This is a genomic window from Aquimarina longa SW024 (assembly GCF_001401755.1).
In the GTDB taxonomy this organism is placed as follows: Bacteria; Bacteroidota; Bacteroidia; order Flavobacteriales; family Flavobacteriaceae; genus Aquimarina; species Aquimarina longa.
In genome coordinates, this window is record NZ_KQ474103.1 from 115574 (window position 1) to 137247 (window position 21674).

The window sequence follows — 21674 nt, forward strand, 5'->3', positions numbered from 1 at the left end:
GGCACGGCATTTGGAATACTACTAGGCAAAATAGCGGAAGTCGAAAAGCTAATGAGTAGGCACAAACCCAAAACATTGAAGTTATGAAAAAAATGATACTTTTTATTGTAGTATTATTACTAGTAGGAACAACTGCAAAAGCATCTGACTATAACTATTCGGATGATCGCAATAGGGTTACAAAACACTATCACTATACACAACCTATTTCTTTTACAAATAGTGGCGTAATGTTTTTTGTGTATTCAGACGGAGATATTGATTATAAAATTCTAAATAAAAAACGCAAATCAAAATATAATCACTGGAATAAAAATCTGCACAGTAATACTACTCCTGGCTCATATTATAGTAACAGACCTTATTCTAATTTTATAAGATATGATCAATATGGTCGATTAAGAAAAGTAGGGCATAATCGTATTAGTTATGACCACTATGATAGAGCACGAAGAATTGGTACAATCATCATTCAATATAATAGAAAAGGATTAGTCTCAAAAATTGGTGGACTATACGTTTATTATAATAAAAATATGACAATAAAGTATACAGAAGGTGCTATTCACTACAATAGTTTCGGGTATTGCGGGGTTAATGAATGTACTATTACCCATATACCGTATTACAAACAATTATCGAAATCACTATCGTATAACCATGATGATAACCAACATCATTATAGAGATAGAAAAAGAAAAAAAAGATCAAACAGACATGATGATGATGATGATGATGATGATTAAAATATAGATTAGTTATTGGTTAGTTGTTAGAAATCCCGTTACCTGATACAATAGGTGCGGGATTTTTTGACGATAAATCAACAACCTCGTAACAAGTTCACGAGGTATGCTTCCGAAAAAAATATTTTGATGTCGAGGCAAGCCTCAGAGAATTAAACCCTCAATGAGGGATTAAATTATATACTTTAATGTTTTTGCGATAAAACCTTATAAGTTCTATTCTCTAAATTAATCTTATTACTTTCTAATACTAAAAATATCAATCAACAACTGCTCAACTTAGAATATTTCTAAAAACAATAGTTTTACCTTCTTCAATACAATAAGTTATAGATACTTTAATAGTATATGATATTAGAATCAATAATCAGTTAACAAAATCTACATGTTATAGATTGTAAAAAAACATGATTTCAATTAAGATTAAAAAATAATACGAGTAATATCATGATTTTCATCTTCTTAAATATACTATCAATTATAGTATCATTTTAATTTCAGAATACACATTTATGACAAAAAAATAAACTAATTAACAATTCATTATAATTTTTGGCACATTGCTTGATATTATGTAAAGTAAGTATCGAAACCTAATTTCTATACTTGACTAAAATCACATATTATGAAAAATTTTGTTTTACTATTTACAGGTTTATTGCTGGCATCATTTACTGCTACTGCATCAGAAGCAAAGACAGAATCATCTGCCCGATATTATAATTATGGAAAATCATTTATCTTCTCAGAAGGTGGTATTGATTTTTCGATATATGCTGATGGTCAATTTGATTTTTATATCAATAGTCAGAGAGGTGGCTTAAGTATCGGTGTAAATACACCAGGAGTAAATATAAGTTTCAATTCTGGATATGATTATGATTCTTATGTACAATATGATGATTATGGAGCTGTAGTACAAGTAGAAGATACCCCTATTTTTTATGACTATTATGGTAGAATTATACAAGCTGGAGATATATACATAAATTATAATAATTATGGACGTGTATCTAGGGTTGGAGAATTGTATGTGCATTATAATAATTATGGAAATTTCTTAAACTGTACCGGATACATCAATAGATATAATAGACATTATCAATACAGACCACATCACGCTTATTTTACAGTACCTATAGTAAGTAGATGTATTGTATACGAAAGACCATATAGAAGGTATTATACTCCATATAGATGTTCATACACTGTATATAGAAGAAATTATTATAATGGATACTATAGTAGGCCATATAGAAGTCGCGACTATTACAGACCTTATAATAGAATATCTAGTTATAACAGAGGATACAGAGGTTCTCGTGCTAGAAGCACAAACTATAGAACAAGAGGTCACAGAACAGCAATGTATAATAGAAATGATCGTAATTACAGTAAAATAACACGTAACAGATCTTCTAATAATTATGCGACAAGAAATACAACTAGAAGTAGATCTAACTATAGTACAACAAATAGGCTAAGAAGTAATTCAACCGCCAATACTACAAGAAATATAAACAGAACTCGTCATACGACAACACCAAAGAGGTCATATACAAGTACACAACCTAGACAAAGAACTCAAGCTACTCAAAGAACTAGAAGCTCAGTAGCAAACAGGTCTTATAAAAGTGGTGATAAATCTAGATATCAGAGAAGCAGTAGAACTCATAACCCTGTAAATAGAACCAGTTCTACTCAAAGACAACGAAATTCTAGAAATTATTCTAGTAATCCTGTAGCAAAACGTTCTAATAATAGTCGTTATAGTACTAATAGAGGAACAAATAATTCTAGAACAGGTGTAAGCAGACAAAGAAGTACTACTTCCAATAGAGGAACGAGATCAACTACCAACCGTTCTCGTACTAGCAGAAGTAGAAGTTAAAAAACATATAGATATTTATCTTTTTGGTTGGTTAGTTATGAAAATCCCTTAGAGTTGTATAATTAAAATACCTCAAGGGATTTTCTTTTTGAGTATAGTTTAGCTAAATTTCTTTATACTATTCTGTATTAAAATAGTAAGATCAGAAGATATATTGGACATATAAAGAATAAATGTATACCCACCTCCTATTAAAATACTCTTTATGATTATATTAATAACAGGGTGAAACGATAATTCCCAAAAATAAAATCCAAAAATAAAAGCTATAATTAGAACTAATGCTAAAACTGTTTTTTTTGAAAATGGATGCATCCTAAATTTAGTATAGACAATCCATAACTTAGTAAAATTATAACAAAACACTGCAATGCATGTAGCAATAGCCGCTCCAGTAACTCCATAAGTAGGAATCCAAAGCATATTGAGTATAACAGTAAGAATAGCCATCCCTACTCCTATATACAATACCATTCTGTAATAATCAGAACTATATAGAATCGCATTAGTATTCCCTAAAATATTATCGAATAATTTAGTGCTTCCGATTAAAACTATAACCCAGATAAACAATTCATATTCATCAGGAATGATTTCAAAAAGCTGATGTACATTACAAATGATTAACACAAAAAGCAATCCACTAGTCACCAAAAGATTTAATGAGCTTTTTTTATACAGATCTCGCAATTGATCTTTTGCCTTTTCGTTAATCAATTTAGCTGTTAAAGGATATGTAATCTGATGCATCGCCCTCGAAGGAATAATAATCACACTAGCAATATAGGCGCATATACCATATTTAGCTACATTTTCTATAAGAAGATAGCGTTCTATCATCGTTTTATCCAAATCAATCAATAAGGTAGCTACAGAGCCAGAAATCAAGATCAACCCAGAATATTTAAGTACAGAAATATAGTTGCTAGGTAATGAAAATTGTGGTTTAAAATGATAAAGTTTCAATGCATATACTTGCATAATCCCTGTACGTAATACATATGTAATCATAAGTGCGTATACGAATTGCTCAATTGTTAGGATTTTAAAATATACCAAAAACAAAAGAATACTGATACATAGCCTTAAGAACAGTTCTTTCATAATATTTCCGAACACACTTTTTAGTTTTACTTTAGACCACGCAAAAAACACTTCGAAATAAGACACTGCAAACGCCAGAACAAAAATAGTCCATACATAAGGTTGTACTATTATATTCTTATCACTAAACAAATCAAGAATTGTTGTATAGAAAAATACCCCTATTACTCCTAGGACCAAGGCTACTAAAAAAGGTAAGATCAACATCATAGTTAGAAACTTATCCTGTTGTTTTTGATCTGAATAGGATGAAAAAAATTTCACTAGTGTATTGTGTACACCAAATGCCATTAGAGGCCATATCAAATTTGAAGCTGTCATTAGATAAGAAATCATTCCATAATGTTCTTTATCCATAAAATTAGTGAATAAGAACAATGTATTTATGGCTCCAATACCAAACCCAAGACAGGTAATAATACTATTTCGTATGGTTTGATTAACGACTACTCCCATTACTATTTCTAGATAGTTTTAATTTTAGAGCTTAAAAGTACAAAATACAAGGTTAGTGGAAATAACAATATGTTATTATCATTAGTATAGAAGTAAAACCAAAAAAAGAGGTTATCTATGATCAGACAACCTCTTTTATATATAACAAGTAGTAATCAGTTATTTATCTAGGGCAAGAAGTATCTCCTGTTATTGTCCACTTCTTATCATTAATCAGTGAACTTCTTCCTGAAGTTGCATCACAATACGTTAACCCTTGTACTCCTAAAAATACGTTATCTTGTAAATTTGGTAACGCTGCCCACTTGGTTAATACCGCATCATAATTGGTAGTAGAAAGATTAGTATAATCTAACATGCTAGACATATATTTCACCTTGCTTATATCCCATTCACTAATATTACCATTAAAAGAAGTAGCATGTGCAAACATTCGTGCCATATTAGTAACATTACCTACATTCCAATTACTAATATCACTATTAAACTTAGTACAATTGGCAAACATAATACGCATATTCATTACCTTACCTACATTCCAATTACTAATAACTCCATTAAAAGAAGTAGCTCCATTAAACATCGCTATCATATCTGTTACATTACTCACATCCCATTTACTTATATCCCCATTAAAAGAAGTAGCATCACTAAACATCGTTGACATAGTAGTAACCTTACTCACATTCCAATTACTAATATCTCCATTAAAAGAAGTAGCATATGCAAACATAAAACGCATTCTCTCTACCTTGCTCACATCCCATGTACTTATATTTCCGTTAAAAGAAGTAGCTCTATTAAACATTTGAGACATATCCGTAACATTACTTACATCCCATTGATCAAGATCTCTGTTAAAGGAACTAGCATTAGAAAACATGTTTCTCATATTAGTAACTTTACTCACATCCCAATTATTAATATTTCCATTAAATTTATTACAACCATAAAACATAGACCCTAATTCTGTTACCTTCGATAGGATTGGTATATCCTTAGCATTATAAGTCATATTTTCACAAAAGAAAAAAGCTTCTTCAAAAGATTCCCAAACATTATCTCCCCATGCTTCTATTGTTCGTAATTTTGAGGCATTTGAAGTTAAGGCTTTTGCCACGTTTCTTTCTTCTCCACCTCCAGATTGATCCTTAAACAGTACAGCTGGTAATACCCCTGAAACAGAAACAATATGTATTCCTGACTCTGTATAGGTATGCTTTGGAGTACTTGTTATATTAGTATCTGTAGTACCATCTCCCCAATCTATTGTAAGATTATAGGTTAACTCATCATTAAGTTGATAAATAATTTCTTCGTTAGCTATAGTAGTTTCCCAGGTAGTGATAAAAGGTTCTACTACATTTTCTACAGTAACGGTAATATCTGCACTAGTTTTGTTTTTTCCATCTGATACCTCTATTGTAAGCATATGTGAAGTAACTGTTTCAAAATCTAGTTTTTTATCAGCTACCAAGCTTAAGTCCCCTCCATCAGTCAACTCAAAAAGATCAGCACTATTTCTAGTGAGTATATATGTTAGTGATTTACCTTCTGGATCTGTAGCAACAATACTACCAATAACTGCATCATCAGCGATATCCTCTTTTGCAGTAAATGTCTGCGCACTAATTTCGGGTGCTTTATTATCCTCAGCTGTTGGTGTTTCTTCTTCAGGAGTTTCTGTCTGTGGTTGCGTATCATCATCTTTGCTACAACCAATAGATAATATGACCATCATCGATAAGACCAACATACTTACTTTAATTTGTTTTTGTTTCTTCATTTATACCTCTTTTTTAGGGGCGTGCGCTCATGGTTTTAAAAAAACCTAAGGAGCTCACATAATTTTGTTTATAACTCATTACTATTTTAAGGCAAACCTAAAGAGATCATCACTAAAAAAAGAAAGTGTTTTTTATTCGCTATACTTTATCGGGTATTCGCTAAATCTTAGTTGATATTTGTTTTATGTAGTCTATTTTTTAGCTATAAACGTGAATTTATTTTACATCGAACTCATGTTTACGGTTAAATTGGTATTACATGTAAAAAGCTAGAAAAATATAAAAGAATATAAATCATTCAAACTCGAGTATAAAAGACTCAAAACTGAATAGATTCAGAAAAAGTATAGGATATAAACTTAGGGTTAACTATTTTTTATGATTTCAGTCAAAACTTTGGTCAACTCCCTCCTACTATACTTTCCTACTCCGATAACATGAGATGCTAATGTTCCCTTTTGGAACTGAACAAAATATTCGAGTATTTGGGTTTTTATATGTTCATATTCCTGATATTCAAAAAAGACTCCTGAATTTGTTTCTTTAATAATTCTGGATATATCTGCTTTTTTAGGTCCAACAGCAATAATAGGTCTTCTGGATACCATGTATTCAAATAATTTACCCGGAATGATGCATCGAGTATCTTTACTATCGATTTCTATCAATAATAGTACTTGAGAACTTCTCTGAATCTTAATAGCATCTATATGTGGCACATAGCCTTTTAACTCTAAAAAATCAGATAATCCAGCTTCTTGTATAGAAGATAACACATCATCACTCACAGCTCCTACCAATTGTAATTGAAATACTGATGAAAATGCCTCGTTCTCCTGAGTTAGGTCATATAAAGCTTTCCAAAGAAGTTTTGGATCTCTGCCAGATAACAATGATCCTATATGTGAAATCGTAAATTTGGTATCCAAAACTGTCTCAGAAACCGATTCTCTATCATAGCCGTTAGTAACCACAGAAACAGAGGTATCTGTTAAATCCTGAAATTCTTTTTGAGTAGTAAAACTAGTAACTATTATATGATCCGAAGTTTGTAAAACTTCTTTTTCTAAGCGTTTATGCTCATACACAGATTTCTTGGTTAGCTTCAATTTATTATGATACCCAATAGTAGTCCACGGATCTCTAAAATCTGCCAACCACTTAACCCCTGTATGACTCTTCAACTCCTTCCCTATCAAGTGTACACTATGCGGTGGTCCTGTAGTTATTATTGCATCAATTTTGTTTTCTGAAAGATATTTTGTTAAATATTTGATTGAAGGTTTTACCCAAAACTTACGGGCATCAGGAATAAAAAAATTACCTCGTATGTATAATAGTAATCGTTGTATAAAAGATTGCTTCTCTTTACCAGCAATAATACCTTTACTTATCGTTTTGGTTTCCTGTTTAGAAAAAACCTGAGCAAAACGATATGGTTCAAAAATAGGCTGTTTTAATATCTCTATCCCTGTTGGAATTTCAGATAATAAAGAAGTATCTTCTAGCGGATAAGTTGGATTTTCAGGAATATATACTACTGGCTCTATACCAAAATCTCTAAAATACTTGACAAACTTAAGCCAGCGCTGTACTCCAGGACCTCCTGCGGGTGGCCAATAATATGTAATGATCAGAATCTTCACAATATACCTTACTTATCTTCTTTGGTTAAAGATAGCAAACCCCCTGTTTTCTTGTATTGAAAATACAATCCACTTAGCACTAGTAAAGCAAAAATAATAGAACTGGCAAGTGTAATAGTACTTCCTGTTTTTACAACCTGAGGATCAAATTTGAATTCTATTTTATGCTTTCCTGCTGGAACAGGCAATCCTCTAAGCACATAATTAACAGGAAAAATAGATTGAGGCTTACCATCAATAAATGCCTTCCATCCATTTTTATAATACATCTCAGAAAAAACAACAAATCCATCTTCCGTATTTACAGATTCATATACTAAATGGTTAGGTTTATGGGACTCTAAATTTACAGATGCCAAACTATCTATTTTAAAACTAGTTGTTGATAAATGTAAACTGTTCATCTTAGATGGCGCTGTGTATTTAGAATTAATAATAGCCTCATTTTTAGTATTTATATCTTTCAATGCTAAAATTTCTTCGTTAGTAGAAACAACCGATTTTATAGTAGATATAAACCAAGCATTACCATTCGCATGAGGATTTGTTAATGCTTTTACTCCATCTTCATCTTGTGTTATAATATACTTTACATTAAGCATATTCATCACTCCTACATTATTTTTTGCCAAATAAAATTCAAATAATTCTTGTATTTTACCAGGTTTTGCAGCATGATACCCTCCTAATGCATTATGAAAATAAGAAGCTCTACCAGAATTAAAAGGATTAGCAGTTACATCATAAACTCTAAAATGCCCTTTATCTTTAAAAACTTCTTTATCGGCCTTATTGGCAATAAAAGGCTTATTAAACTCTCTTAAAGAGACAAAATTATCTTTATTAACATAGTTCCAATCTACTACTACCAAATCAAATACTATAAGAACTCCAATCCCTATCAATAGTAAATTTTCTTTTAATTTCTCTTTTAGATAAAACCAACATCCAGCCGCAATAAGTAATACTAAAACTAATGAACGTAATGTATCAGCTGTAAAAATTGCTTTCCTATCTTCTTTTATAGCTCTTAAGTAACTCGGACCTCCTTGTTCTAATAACATACTATCTGCAAGACCACTAAAACTAAATAAAGTCGATTTAAGTAACAAAAACAGTACTGCTAAGCCTCCTACACTAGCTACTGCATAAGTAAGTGCTTTAATCTTTGATTCATTATCAACATCTTTATTTAATAGCTTATGAAGTCCTATAATTGCCAAAATAGGTACACATAACTCAATAATGACTTGTATTGATGAAACTGCCCTAAACTTATTATATAATGGAAAATAATCTATAAAAAATTCAGTCAAAAAACTTAAGTTTTTACCCCAAGATAATAATAGTGCAAGAACCGAACCTCCAATAACCCAGTATTTTACTTTTCTATCAACCAAAAATATAGCTAATACAAATAAAAATAATACCGTAGCACCTATATATGCCGGAGCACCTACAATAGGTTGATCTCCCCAGTATGTTGGTACATGTTCCGTATATGATTTTGCTTGATTAGGAGGTAATCCCAATTTCAATAACTCTTCATAAACATTAGAGTCTGTACCTAGGTTCTCATAAGACGCTCCTCCCATAAAACGAGGAATAAAAAGATTAAAGCTCTCCAGTTTTCCATAACTATACTGTGTGATATAGTCAAAATCTAATCCAACACTTTTCTTTTCTTCTCCATTAGGCTGAATGGTAAGTCCTGTATTTCCTCTTGTACTAAATTGGGTATATTCTCTTGTTGCTAAAAGGCTAGTAGCATTAAGTAATAATGAAAAAAACACTGCAAGTATCATCACACCTATAGATTTAAAATAGGTGACTATTTCTTTCTTTTTATATGCATCTATTATATAAGTTACTCCTAATACAAGCACTAACAAAAACAAATAATATGTCATTTGAAAATGATTTGCAGCAATCTCTAGAGCCATAGATACAGCCAATAAAAGAAACCCCCAGATATACTTTTTCCTAAACGTTAGGATAATACCACTAAGTACTAAAGGCATATAACCAATAGCATGTGCTTTAGCATTATGACCTACGCCTATAATGATTATAAAATATGTCGAAAAACCAAAAGCTAAACTACCTAAAAAAGCAAGTTTATAATCAACTTTTAAAATTAACAAAAGAATATAAAAACCAATGAAGTACAAAAATAAATAATCTGCAGGTCTTGGTAAAAAACGTATTAATCTATCTAATTTTTTGATATAATTATGAGGGTATTGAGCCCCCATCTGATATGTTGGCATTCCTCCAAACGCATTATCTGCCCAATATGGTTCTTCCCCCGTTTGGTTTCTAAAATCAGTTTGCTGCTTAGCCATCCCTGAATATTGAACGATATCCCCTTGTCTTATCTTCTTCCCACTTAATACAGGATTAAAATAAGCTAATGAAACAATAATAAAACCTAAAACAACAAGAATATGAGGTAAGAATCTTTTAATTAAAGACATGATATATGTGAGTTTACTAATAAAGAGCCAAATTAATCAATTTCCTCATAATCGATATATTCTCCTACATCTTTATTAGAAGAATTTTTCTTTGGTTTTTTTTCAATAGTAATTTCGCCTTCTTTAGAAGATGATTGATTAGGCTGTTGATGTTGATTAAACTGCTGCTGAAACTTTTCTCCTGCCTTCTTTGTTACATATCTAAGCAATAGAGGACCAAATAAACGCGTTAGTATTTTTAGTCCATAATATACTAAGATTATAATGAGAATTGTCATTAATACCCCTTGTAGCGATGCTTCTTGCATATTATTTTTTTTCAAAAATAATGAACTCTGTGTACAATTACAGGGAGACAGCCTTAAAAAAATGATAAAATCTCCTATATTTGAACCAAATCTATTGAATATGAACCCAAAATCTATTCTGTTATTAACGATCCTTTTTTTATCAGGATTAACACTTTCTGCTCAGTATACTGAGAAAATTAATACAAATCGACCAGGAACATCTCAGGGTGCATTCTCTGTTGGTAATAATGTGCTACAGTTAGAAGGTGGTTTTGGTTTTGGAAAACAGAAGCATAAAATTCGTAAAACAAAGACTAATGTTTTTAATTTTGATTATTCTGTACGATATGGGTTATTAATAGAACAATTAGAGCTTAGATTAAATGGTAGATTTAGAGCCGATGGAATCAAACAAACTATAGGTGGTAATGAAGAAAAATTTAAACAAAGTGATTTCGAACTTAATACTATAGGAGCAAAATATTTGATTTACGATCCATATAAAAAACCAAAAAAAGACTCTATTAATTATGATGAATTAAAAAGCTGGAAAAAACGCCATAAATTTAAATGGAAAAGTCTTATTCCCGCAGTATCTGCATATCTAGGAGCTAATTTTGTATCCTCAAATAATCCGTTTACCCCCGTTGATGATGCTACTTTTAGTCCTAAAATTGTAGTCATGACTCAGAACAACTGGTCAACAAGCATTAATGGAGATTGGGTATTGGTAACCAATTTAATTGTTGATAAAGTTACCACAAAGGATCCTATTATAGGATGGATTGTTACATCGACACATACACTTAATGAGAAATGGGCTGCTTTTGGAGAATATCAAGGTCAGAAAAGTGATTTTTATAGTGATAATATTATAAGATTAGGAGGAGCCTATCTATACCATAAAGATTTACAATTCGATGCAAACATAGCTTTTAATTTTAAAGACACCCCTTCACTTGTTACTCTTAGTTTTGGGGCTTCATATCGATTTGATTGGCATAACAAGGATGAAATCATTGAACAACCAGGATTAGAAGGAGGTGTCAAAGACGAAGAAAAAATAGAAGAGAAAAAAGAAGGAGAAGAAGAAATTGATAGCGAGTTTGAAGAAATTGATGGAATCGAAAATGATAGCCTTAAATTACAACAAACTCCTTTTATTAATGATTTTGAAGACAATAGTTTTAGAGAAGGTTTAGAACAAGATCTGGATGAAAGAAGAACTCAAGAACGATTGGAACGCGAACGAATCGAAAATGAAAAAATCGCTAAAAAAGAAGGTAAGAAATTTAAAAAAGAAGAAGCTAGGCGCATAAAGCGTGAAGCAAAAGAAGCTAGAAAAGCTGAAAAAGCTGAAATCCAAGCTCAAAAAGAAAAACAAAAAATGATTGATGATATCGATGCCGAACTAGATAAAATGGAAGAAGAACAAGGTACTGATAAAGAGTTACAAGATATTGACAAAGAACTGAAAGAATTAGAAAAACTAGAACAAGAATTAGATTCTGATTCAAAAAAAGAAAAAGTAGAAGAGAAAAAAGAAGAAGATGTTGATGCTGAATATGAAAAATATCAACAAGAGCAAGAAAAAGTAAAAAAAGAAGAAGAAAAGCGTCGTAAAAAAGAAGAGAAAAAACGCAGGAAAGAAGAGAAAAAGAGAAAAAAAGAAGAAGAGAAAAGAAAAAATAACGAAGAAAAAGATAACGATACCGGCACAGATATAGATAAAGAATTAGAAAAAATGGATTAGTTACGGTATAATAATTGCTTTATATCAAAAATGATCTGCATGCAATCATAGTATTTAGCAAAAGGATTATATATTTGTGATGAATTAGAGATGATATATGATTACGATTAAAGAAATTACTTCAAAAGGAGATTTAGCCACATTCGTTAAATTTCCTTTTGAGTTATATAAAGATTCCCCCTATTATGTTCCATCTATTATCAAAGAGGAGGTAGATGTAATGGATCCAAAAAAAAATCCAGTATTCAAAAATGCTGATGCTAAATACTTTTTAGCTTACAAAAACAATACTATAGTTGGTAGAATTGCTGCAATCATAAACTGGATTGAAGTAAATGAACAAAAGAAGCCAAAAGTACGGTTTGGTTGGTTCGATGTCATTGATGATATTGAGGTTACTAAAGCCTTATTAAAAAAAGTTTCAGAATATGGAGCTCAGCACTCTCTAGAATATATGGAAGGACCTGTAGGGTTTTCAAATATGGATAAAGCAGGAATTCTAATTAAAGGATTTGAAGAATTAAATACCATGATCACTTGGTATAACTATCCGTATTATTCTAAGCACATGGAAGAGCTTAATTTTGAACCCGCAGCTACTTGGGTAGAATATAAAATTAGAGTCCCTAAAGAAACTAAAGATAAGGTCATAAAATTTGCTAGTGTTATTACAGAACGTTATCAACTTCAACTTCTTAAATTTAATAAAGGCAAAGAAATTCTTAAATATGCTGATGATATGTTTGATCTACTTAATAAAACATACAGCAGTTTACAAACTTTTGTACCTATACAACAATATCAGATAGATATGTATAAGAAAAAATACTTACCATATCTAAATCCAGAATATATTACTTGTATTGCTGATAAAACAGGTAAACTTATAGCGTTCTCTATCGTTATGCCTTCTTTTTCTAAAGCATTAAAAAAAATGAATGGTAAAGTATACCCTCTTAGGTTTATGCATATTTTACGAGCACAACGTAGAAACGATACTGCTGCTTTTTATCTTATAGGAGTAGATCCAGAATATCAAAACAAAGGAGTTACAGCCATTATTTTTAAAGAGATGAACGAAGCTTTTCTTCGTAATGGAATCGAAGTTGTAGAAACCAATCCTGAACTTGAGGAAAATAAAGCAATTCAGGCACTTTGGAATGGCTACGAACACGAACAACATAAAATGAGAAGGACATTTAGAAAAAAATTACCTGTCGGATAATTCTTTTATCCCGCTTTATCTCATTTCTATACAATAGTATTTTATAAAAAGCACTGCTCAAAAATTACATTTTTGAGCAGTGCTTTTTTGTTGTTTAAATCCTTATATAAAACGGATATAATCGAAATCAACTTATTTTTAGTTCAAACAATAAAAAAATATTTAACAATAATAAGCAGCTATCCGTATTTTTTATTTTGACAAATGGATGAAAAAAAAATAGTCTTTAATAAATAATTTGCATGTAACGAATAATGTAAAAAAAGAATCAAAAAAATTGTATTCTGCATGGCTAGATATACAAAAATTAAAGTCTCTTATTTTATAGTTAAGTATAGTATTTTAATAAAAAAAACTCCTATACATTTGAAAACAAAAAGGTTATAACCGTACTTTATAACCCTAAATATTCGAACTTATTATGTTAAAACCTTACATAAAAGTTATCAAAAACTATAAAATTCATGAATTTTATAGTGTTTTTCCCTCCACAAAGGTTAGTCTACTTGATCTATAAATATATTAGTAACGGTGCATCAACTATTATTAGTTATACGAATTCAATTAAAACTAATAATTAATAAATTAAAAACAACCTTTAAATGACAAAAAACAAACCAAAGAAAAACACATCGAATATTACGGATATTATCTAAACAATTTATTCAATTACTACACAAGACAATAAAATAATATTGTAAAATCAAATTACACTTCTTTCTTAATTAATAAACTATAACAATTCATTAATTAAGTCTTGTAAAATTCGATAATAACCAATTAAAAAATTATTAAGCAATACTGTATAACAGTCAATGAAAAATTTACTAACAAACTATTCTAAACTATGAAAGACTCATTTTGGAACAAAATTCTATTATTAGGACTTGTTCTTATGTCAAATATAATTCTGGCACAAACATCTTCTATTTCAGGTACGGTTAAGGACAAAGATGGACTTGCTCTTCCTGGGGTAAATGTATTTGTAAAAGACACTGATAAAGGAACTCAAACAGATTTTGATGGTAACTATACTATAGTTGCTTCTAAAGGACAAATACTACAATTTTCTTATGTTGGTATGATTCCTAGCACTGTAACCGTAGGAGACTCTAACATTATTAATATAAATCTTCTAGAAGATGACAATCAACTAGAAGAAATTGTATTAACAGGATATACTAAACAATCATCTAGAAACATTACAGGTTCTGTTACAGTTATTAAAACCGATGACCTTGCAGCTACATCACCAGTAAATATAGAGCAATCTTTACAAGGACAAGCTTCTGGTGTGTATGTTGGATCCGAAGGAGGACCGGGAGGAAATGCTCTTGTACGAATCCGAGGATTTGGTTCTATAAACAATAATGATCCACTATATGTGATTGATGGAACTCCAACAACATCAGGGATCAATCAGCTTAATCCTTCTGATATAGAATCTGTACAGATATTAAAAGATGCCTCCTCTTCTGCCATATATGGATTTAGAGCTGCCAATGGTGTTATTATTATTACAACTAAATCTGGAAAATACAATAGCAAATCTAAAATAACCTTTAGCGCTAGTACAGGTATTGACTATATCTCAAAATCAGATTTCCCAAAAGTATTAACTCCACAAGAGAATGCAAACGCAATTTGGGCTCGTTTTATTAACGATGGCGTAGCGCCAACTCACCCACAATATGGTAATGGTTCTACTCCTGTATTACCAAATTACCTTACACCTACAGGAGCAAATTCTGTAGATGAAAGTACTTATAATGCGCAAAACAATAAAATAACAAGAGCTAATAAAGCAGGGACTGATTGGTTTGATGCATATTTTAATCCAGCCTTAGTACAGAATTATAATCTAGGAATGTCTGGAGGAACAGATACTGCTAAATTTAATATAGGATTAGGAGTATTACAACAAGAAGGGGTTGCTTTAGAAACATACTTTGACAGGTATACGGTAAGATTCAATTCAGAATTTAAAGTAACTGATCGTGTAAGAATAGGAGAATCTTTTAATGTTTCATACTCCGAGAGAGTAGGTGCTGGAGGGGCTCAGTTTACAGGAGGAGATATCTCGTTTATTTATAGAGCAGATCCAATATTACCTATTTATGATATTGCAGGAAACTACGCAGGAACACAGAGTGTTGGGTTAGGAAATGGTATTAACTCTATTGCATCTGCTGAGAGATCTAAAGATAATATTAACAGGAGATTAAGAACTCTTGGGAATATATATGCAGAAGTTGATTTAACAACTGGATTAACCTTTAAAAGCAATATTGGATTAGATTATAATACATATCATGGATCTTTCTTTTCTTTTTTAAATCCAGAAGTACTTCAACCTAGTAATGTTAATAGCTTAAGAGAAGCCACGTCATATGGTTTTTCTTCAACATGGTTTAATACTTTAAATTATAATAAATCTTTTGGACAACATAGTATTAATGTTTTAGCTGGGACTGAGTTTTTTAAAAATTATTTTAAATACTTTGAAGCATCTAGAACTATATTTTTCACTAATACTGTAGACTATAGAGCGCTCGAAGCTGGTTCCGGAACAAGTACAAATGATGGTTTCGCTACAAAAAGAGCTTATTTTTCTGCATTCGGAAAGTTAGATTATAACTTTGATGATAAGTACTTACTTTCTGTCTCTTTACGTAGGGATGCTACCTCTCGATTTGCTAAAAATAATCGAGTAGGATATTTTCCTGCATATAGTGCTGCATGGAGAATCTCTAATGAAAGTTTTATGAAAAATGTGTCTTTTATCAATGATTTAAAAATCAAAGCCGGTTATGGAGAGTTAGGTAATGAAAGTATTCCTGAAGGTCGTATACAAGATTTATATAGAAATAATCAAGATACTTCTAACTATGCTATTTCTGGAGGGAATTCTACAATAGAGTCAGGATATAATCTGCGTTCGATAGGAAATTCCGATCTAAAATGGGAAACTACCACAACTCAGAATTTCGGTATTGATGGAATTCTTTTAGACAACAAAATTAATTTTAGTATTGAGTATTTTAAATCTGAAACAAAAGATTTATTATTACAAACTGCTGGGGATATTACATTATTAGGATATGTTTCTGCTCCCTATACTAATTTAGGTACTATGGAAAATAAAGGTTTTGATTTTTCTATAGGGTATAAAGGTAATGTTGGAAGTGACTTTAACTATAATGTAAATCTAAATGTATCTGCATATAAAAACAAAATACTAAAACTAACAGATAACCCTGAATATTTCCTTAACGGAAGTGCGGCAAGAGAAACATTTCCATCTAGAACGCAATCAGGACAAGCCTTGGCTTCTTTCTATGGGTTTACTATAGATGGTATTATCCAAAACCAAGCTGAATTAAATGCTACAGGGGATTATGGTGGAAAAGCTATTGGAACTTTTAAATATAGAGATCTTAATAATGATGGAATTATCAATGATGATGATCAATCTTTTATCGGTAATCCACATCCAGATTTCACCTATGGGCTAAATCTAAATATGGAATATAAAGATTTTGATTTTACTGTTTTATTCCAAGGTACCCAAGGAAATGATGTCTATAACTTCACTAAATTTTTCACGGACTTTAATAGCTTCCCTGGGGCTAAAAGTCCAAGATATCTTTATGATTCATGGAGTCCTACAAATACAGGCGGTTCATTACCTCAGTTAACAAATAATCCCGCACAGCATTATTCTAGTGCCAGTACATATTATATAGAAGATGGTTCCTACTTAAGACTAAAGAATATCCAACTAGGATACAATCTTCCTAAATCTCTAATGTCTAAAATAGGAATTGATTCTTTACGATTATTCCTTCAGGCAAAAAACCTAATTACATGGACAAAATATTCTGGTTTAGATCCAGAAATTAATTTACAAAGCTATGGAGGCGATAGTGTAAATCTTGATATAGGGATTGACAGAGGAGCATATCCTGTCTCTAAATCAGTTTTACTTGGTCTTAATTTAACATTATAAAATAGTAGTTATGAAGAAAATAATAGTAATGTCACTTTTTGCAGGTCTTATCTTTGCCACATCATGTGAAAATGACTTAGAAATCACTCCCCAAGGAAGCATAACAGAAGATATTATAGAATTTAATGCAAAATGGGTTGATCAACAATTAATTAGTGCTTATGCTATGCTAGATGGCAACCCAGGCTATTTCTGGGCTCCAGCATCTAACTGGGCACTTGGTGATGTTGCATCAGATGATTTTCATAAAGGGTCTACAATCTCTGATCAGCCCCCCCTTAATGATGTAGAGCGTTATACACCTGGTACAACTAATATCTATTTAATTAGAAAATGGCAAGCTATCTATGAAGGAGTTCATAGAGCTAATCAAACTTTAAATACCATAACAAAAGTTATAGAAAAAGGAACTGACCCATCTGAATTAACTGTATTAGGAGCTGAGGCACGTTTCTTAAGAGCGCATTATCATATGGATGCCAAAAAAATATGGAATAACATCCCATATGTTTTAGAAACTACAAAAGAAGCGGTTTCGAATGAAATCGATGCATGGCCCAGTATAGAAGAAGATCTTATTTTTGCCATTGCTAATCTCCCTAGCAAACAAAATGACTTAGGGAGGCCTAATTCTTGGACTGCTAAAGCATATTTAGCAAAAGCACATATGTTTCAGAACGATCATGCTGCTGCTAAGCCTATCTTAGATGATATTATCAATAATGGTCCATATAGTTTGGTCTCTATTTATCATGATAATTTTAATGGAGATAAAAATAATAATTCAGAATCCGTATTTGCTGTTCAGAATTCTGTTAATGATGGAGGTCCGGGTTTTATTAATGGAAATAGAGGAAATAGATTAAACCATCCTTCAGCTCCTGATGCTCCAGGAGGAGGTTGTTGTGGATTTTTTCAACCGAGCCAAAACCTAGTAAACGCTTATAAAACAGATGCTAATGGATTACCCCTATTAGACACTTTTAATGATATAGATGTAACTAATGATCAAGGAATTGCATCAGATAAACCATTTACTCCATATACAGGTAACTTAGATCCAAGATTAGATTGGACTGTGGGCAGAAGAGGTATTGATTTCTTAGAATGGGGAGAAATGCCTGGATTTAGATGGATTAGAGATCAAGCAAATGGAGGTCCATATGTATCCAAAAAACATGAAGTTTTAAAGTCTCAACAAGGTACTGTATCTTCTACTGATGAACCTCAATATAATGCTATCAATACTCCCCTAATTAGATATTCTGATGTATTATTATGGAGAGCAGAAATATATGCTGAAGATAATGATTTGGCTGCTGCCATGAATATAGTAAATCAAATTCGCACAAGAGCTGCTAATCCCAATGGTTTTGTAAAAAATAAAGATGCAACTAACACTAGCGTTAACGCTGCTAATTATGTTATCAATAATTATACTACTTTTCCTGATAAAGAATATGCTAAAAAAGCAATTCGTTTTGAACGTAGATTAGAATTAGCTTCTGAAGGTCATCGATTTTTTGATCTAGTACGTTGGGGGATTGCTGAGCAAGTTCTAAATAAATATGTATCAGAAGAACAAACAAAACGAGTATATCTACAAGGTGCAAATTTTTCTAACATAAACTCTTATTATCCAATACCATTAGAAGCTATAAATACTTCTAGAGGAGTTTTAAAGCAGAACACTGGATATTAATAAATTTGAATTAGCTATTTAAATTATTGAGGCTGTCTTATTATATAGACAGCCTCAATTTTAGTAAAAACTTTATAATTAAAAAAAAGTATACTTTTAGTCCCTAAAGAGTAAAAAAATCATTAATATTCAACAAAAATCCCCTTCAAATTATTGAGCATTAAAAAAGGTTAATCATACACTATGGCATTACTTAAAAAAAACATTGCAAAATTATTTCTAGTATCATTCTTGACTCTATTGTCATGTCAACAAGAAAAAAATAAGAATAAGAATGAACATAAGAGCGATACTACATCAGATACCTCTATATCAGAAAAATCTCAAAATTTTATCCAATATGTAAACCCTTTTGTGGGTACCAAAAACATGGGGCATACATTTCCTGGGGCAACAACTCCATTCGGAATGGTACAATTAAGTCCTGAGACCAATAGTCAAACCATGTTTAAAGATGGAAAATACAATTCTAAAACATATGAATATTGTTCTGGATATCAGTATGCTGATTCTACGATTTTTGGTTTTAGCCACACACATTTTAGTGGTACTGGACATTCTGATTTAGGAGATTTTATTGTAATGCCAACTACAGGGCAACTACAATTAGAACCAGGAAAATCTAATGAACCAAAAAGTGGCTATCATTCTAAGTTTTCTCATAAAAACGAACAAGCAACACCCGGGTATTACAAAGTTAAACTAGATGATTATAATATTAAAGCAGAGTTAACTGCTAGTGATCGAGTTGGATTTCATCAATATACATTTCCAAAATCTGAGGAATCACATATCATACTAGATTTAATGTCTAACATCTACAATCATGATAGTAAAAATGTATGGACTTTTGTACGTATCGAAAACGACTCATTAGTTACTGGGTATCGACAAACAAATGGATGGGCCAGAACCCGAAAAGTATTTTTTGCAGTACAATTCTCTAAACCATTTGATTCTTACGGTCATAAAAAGTATGATAAAAGTAACTATAACGGATTTTATCGTAGATTTAATGAAGAAGAAAATTTCCCTGAGATGGCAGGAAAAAATATTAGAGCTTACTTCAATTTTAAAACTAACGAAAAAGAACAAATTAAAATGAAGTTTGCACTTTCATCAGTAAGTACTGCTGGAGCTTTAAAAAATTTAAACGCAGAAATACCACATTGGGATTTTGAAAAAACAAAACAAGAAACTCAAGAAAAATGGAATACTGAGTTATCAAAAGTTATTGCTGAAACACAAACAACAGAACAAAAAGAAACATTCTATACAGCATTATATCATACTATGCTAAGTCCTATTTTATATGAAGACGTTGATGGAAAATATATGGGGTTAGATCAAAATATACATGAATCTGAAGGGTTTACAAACTACACCATTTTTTCTTTGTGGGATACCTATAGAGCATTACACCCTTTATTTAACATCACACAGCCACAGCGTAATAATGATATGATTAAATCCATGTTGGCACACCATGACCAAAGTGTACATAAAATGTTACCAATATGGAGTCATTATGCTAATGAAAACTGGTGTATGATTGGCTATCATTCTGTATCAGTCATTGCTGATGCTATCGCTAAAGGTACTACTGATGTAGATTACACCAGAGCTCTCAATGCTTCAAAAAACACTTCTACAGTAGGTTATTTTGATGGTATTGATAGTTATATGGCAATGGGATATGTGCCACAAGATAAAAGCAATGCTTCTGTTTCAAAAACCTTAGAATTTGCTTATGATGATTGGTGTATTGCTCAGATTGCAAAAAAAGCAGCTAATGAAGATATGCATCAGTACTATATGAAGCGTTCTGAAAATTATCAAAATGTATATGATCCAAAAACTAATTATATGCGTCCAAAACTGTCTGATGGAACATGGCGAAAAGAATTTGATCCTATGGATACACATGGGCAAGGTTTTATAGAAGGTAATGCATGGAATTATGGATTATATGTCCCCCAGAATATAGACAAAATGATAGCGATGATGGGAGGAAAAGATGAGTTCCCTAAGTATCTAGATAAAATTTTCACTACAGAAATAGAAGAAAAATATATCGAAAAAAACGAAGATATTACTAGAGATGGAATTATAGGAAATTACGTTCATGGTAATGAACCTGGTCACCATATCCCCTACTTATACAACTGGACTAATACTCCTTGGAAAACACAAAAAAGAGTTAGAATGATTATGGATACCATGTATAGTAATGCAGAAGATGGGCTATGTGGTAATGATGATGCAGGACAAATATCAGCTTGGTATATCTTTAGTTCTTTAGGTTTTTATCCTGTATTACCTGGGTCTGATGAATATGCTATCGGAAGTCCCATGGTAAATAAAGCAACATTAAAACTAGATAACGGAAAAACACTTACAATCAATACCGTAAACCAAAGTAAAGAAAATGTGTATGTACAGAAATTAGAAATCAATGGAAGAGAAATTATAAAACCTACTCTACATCATAGTGATCTATTAGAAGGAGGTACTATTACCTTTCATTTAGGAAAAAAACCTAATAAAAATTGGGGTAAAACAAAGTAATAATAATGTATTAGTGTATT

The 21674-nt window shown here is 31.3% G+C and carries 12 protein-coding genes; 7 read left to right on the plus strand and 5 right to left on the minus strand.

Annotated features, from left to right (window positions below; translation table 11 throughout):
- The first annotated feature begins 83 nt into the window (after window positions 1-83).
- Together N456_RS18285 and N456_RS18290 are read left to right on the plus strand one after the other, a co-directional pair.
- Window positions 84-746, plus strand: coding sequence for a hypothetical protein (locus N456_RS18285; protein WP_062060291.1), 663 nt, complete (start codon window positions 84-86; stop codon window positions 744-746).
- 625 nt (window positions 747-1371) lie between these two features.
- The gene (locus tag N456_RS18290) at window positions 1372-2637 is read left to right on the plus strand and encodes a hypothetical protein (RefSeq protein ID WP_062060294.1); all 1266 of its coding nucleotides are present in this window, start codon (window positions 1372-1374) and stop codon (window positions 2635-2637) included.
- A gap of 99 nt (window positions 2638-2736) precedes the next feature.
- Here the strand turns inward: N456_RS18290 and N456_RS18295 are convergent, their stop codons facing one another.
- The 5 genes from N456_RS18295 to N456_RS18315 all read right to left on the minus strand — a co-directional run bounded on the left by N456_RS18295 (window position 2737) and on the right by N456_RS18315 (window position 10415).
- On the minus strand, window positions 2737-4197 hold the full coding sequence (locus N456_RS18295) for an oligosaccharide flippase family protein (protein WP_062060296.1): 1461 nt from the start codon (window positions 4195-4197) through the stop codon (window positions 2737-2739).
- A gap of 163 nt (window positions 4198-4360) precedes the next feature.
- Entirely contained in the window at window positions 4361-5983 is a 1623-nt protein-coding gene (locus tag N456_RS18300) for a BspA family leucine-rich repeat surface protein (RefSeq protein ID WP_082422586.1), read from the minus strand.
- Between the two features lie 366 nt (window positions 5984-6349).
- Window positions 6350-7630, minus strand: a complete 1281-nt coding sequence (locus N456_RS18305) for a glycosyltransferase family 4 protein (protein WP_338021431.1) — start codon at window positions 7628-7630, stop codon at window positions 6350-6352.
- Window positions 7631-7638: 8 nt separating this feature from the next.
- Window positions 7639-10107: a YfhO family protein gene (locus N456_RS18310; RefSeq protein WP_062060302.1), complete on the minus strand. Its 2469-nt coding sequence runs from the start codon at window positions 10105-10107 to the stop codon at window positions 7639-7641.
- 32 nt (window positions 10108-10139) lie between these two features.
- Entirely contained in the window at window positions 10140-10415 is a 276-nt protein-coding gene (locus tag N456_RS18315) for a DUF4834 family protein (RefSeq protein WP_062060304.1), read from the minus strand.
- Between the two features lie 61 nt (window positions 10416-10476).
- On the opposite strand from N456_RS18315, the gene N456_RS18320 reads away from it, so the two are divergent.
- From N456_RS18320 to N456_RS18340, 5 genes are all read left to right on the plus strand, one after another.
- On the plus strand, window positions 10477-12150 hold the full coding sequence (locus N456_RS18320; RefSeq protein ID WP_062060306.1) for a transporter: 1674 nt from the start codon (window positions 10477-10479) through the stop codon (window positions 12148-12150).
- A gap of 97 nt (window positions 12151-12247) precedes the next feature.
- A complete protein-coding gene (locus N456_RS18325; protein ID WP_062060308.1) occupies window positions 12248-13375 on the plus strand; it encodes a GNAT family N-acetyltransferase in 1128 nt (375 codons plus the stop codon).
- An 847-nt stretch (window positions 13376-14222) separates the two neighbouring features.
- Complete coding sequence (locus tag N456_RS18330) at window positions 14223-17384, plus strand: SusC/RagA family TonB-linked outer membrane protein (RefSeq protein ID WP_082422588.1); 3162 nt, start codon at window positions 14223-14225, stop codon at window positions 17382-17384.
- A gap of 10 nt (window positions 17385-17394) precedes the next feature.
- The gene (locus tag N456_RS18335) at window positions 17395-19086 is read left to right on the plus strand and encodes a RagB/SusD family nutrient uptake outer membrane protein (RefSeq protein WP_062060312.1); all 1692 of its coding nucleotides are present in this window, start codon (window positions 17395-17397) and stop codon (window positions 19084-19086) included.
- A gap of 183 nt (window positions 19087-19269) precedes the next feature.
- A complete protein-coding gene (locus N456_RS18340; protein WP_082422589.1) occupies window positions 19270-21654 on the plus strand; it encodes a GH92 family glycosyl hydrolase in 2385 nt (794 codons plus the stop codon).
- Window positions 21655-21674: the final 20 nt, after the last annotated feature.